The organism is Pseudomonas sp. Y24-6 (genome assembly GCF_020295325.1).
Lineage (GTDB): Bacteria > Pseudomonadota > Gammaproteobacteria > Pseudomonadales > Pseudomonadaceae > Aquipseudomonas > Aquipseudomonas gregormendelii.
The window spans coordinates 1-326 of the sequence record NZ_JACBXG010000060.1; the positions used below are offsets into that span (position 1 = coordinate 1).

1 pseudogene is annotated in these 326 nt (G+C 58.6%); it reads left to right on the forward strand.

The annotated features are described in order from the left end of the window. Positions 1-326: pseudogene (locus HYI44_RS29765) on the forward strand (copper-transporting ATPase); the annotation flags it as partial.

Here is a 326-nt window from a genome sequence, read left to right on the forward strand (position 1 = left end):
CAAGGCGAAAGCGCTGTAGATGAGTCGATGCTCACCGGCGAGCCAATACCAATAATGAAAAGGGCCGGCGACGCACTGATCGGAGCCACCCTCAACATTCACGGCAGTCTGTTGATGCAGGCGCAGAAGATAGGGTCGGCGACCCTGCTCGCACAGATTGTGCAGATGGTTGTGCAGGCACAGCGCTCAAAAGCGCCGATGCAACGGCTGGCAGACGTGATTGCCAGTTACTTCGTGATCGTTGTGATTGCTATCGCCGCGCTGACGCTACTCGGTTGGGGGCTGTGGGGGCCCGAGCCAAGTTGGGTGTTCGGACTGATCAACGC